1 protein-coding gene is annotated in these 1319 nt (G+C 53.0%); it reads left to right on the top strand.

All coding sequences use genetic code 11. From position 1 onward, the window contains the following. A partial coding sequence (locus WN56_RS13370) for a VCBS domain-containing protein (protein ID WP_046075488.1) occupies window positions 1-1319 on the top strand: 1319 nt, incomplete at both ends.

Raw genomic sequence — 1319 nt, forward strand, 5'->3', positions numbered from 1 at the left:
AGCTATTGTCATCACCATTACTGGTAGTGAGGATACGCCAGAAGTGACCGGTAGCTTTATCGGTTCCGTGACCGAGGGCAATGTGGGCGATGCGCCTGTGACTGCAAGTGGCACACTTTCAATCAGTGACGTTGATGGCGACGATAATCCCACCTTTGCCAATACTACAGAGACCGGTACCTATGGCTCGCTAGAGCTGGTCAACGGCAATTGGACTTACACCCTCGATCAGTCTGCCGTACAAAACTTGGATGCCGGTGATGAGGTGACAGACACTGTCACGCTCACCGCAAGCGATAACACGCAACAAGATATTGTCATCACCATTACCGGCACCGACGACTTACCTGAAGTCACCGGTAGCTTTACTGGTTCAGTGACCGAAGGCAACGTGGGCGATGCCCCTGCCACTGCCACGGGTACCCTTGCGATCAGTGATGTTGATGACGGCGATAATCCGACCTTCGCCAATACCACTGAGACGGGGACTTATGGTTCGATCGAGCTAGTAGACGGTGATTGGACGTATACGCTTGATCAAGACAGCGTGCAGGATTTAGATGCTGGCGATCAAGTGACCGACACCATTACTCTCTCCGCCTCTGATGGCACCCAGCAAGCTATTGTCATCACCATTACTGGTAGTGAGGATACGCCAGAAGTGACCGGTAGCTTTATCGGTTCCGTGACCGAGGGCAATGTGGGCGATGCGCCTGTGACTGCAAGTGGCACACTTTCAATCAGTGACGTTGATGGCGACGATAATCCCACCTTTGCCAATACTGCAGAGACCGGTACCTATGGCTCGCTAGACCTAGTTAACGGCAACTGGATCTACACCCTCGATCAGTCTGCGGTGCAGAACTTGGATGCCGGTGATGAGGTGACAGACACTATTACGCTCACCGCCTCTGATGGCACCCAGCAAGCTATTGTCATCACCATTACTGGTAGTGAGGATACGCCAGAAGTGACCGGTAGCTTTATCGGTTCCGTGACCGAGGGCAATGTGGGCGATGCGCCTGTGACTGCAAGTGGCACACTTTCAATCAGTGACGTTGATGGCGACGATAATCCCACCTTTGCCAATACTACAGAGACCGGTACCTATGGCTCGCTAGAGCTGGTCAACGGAAACTGGACCTACACCCTCGATCAGTCTGCCGTGCAGGATTTAGATGGCGGCGATCAGGTGACGGATACCATCACCCTCACTGCAAGCGATAACACACAGCAAGATATTGTTATCACCATTACCGGCACCGACGACTTACCTGAAGTCACCGGTAACTTTACCGGCTCAGTGACCGAAGGTGACG

Source organism: Salinivibrio sp. KP-1 (assembly GCF_000968645.1).
In the GTDB taxonomy this organism is placed as follows: Bacteria; Pseudomonadota; Gammaproteobacteria; order Enterobacterales; family Vibrionaceae; genus Salinivibrio; species Salinivibrio siamensis.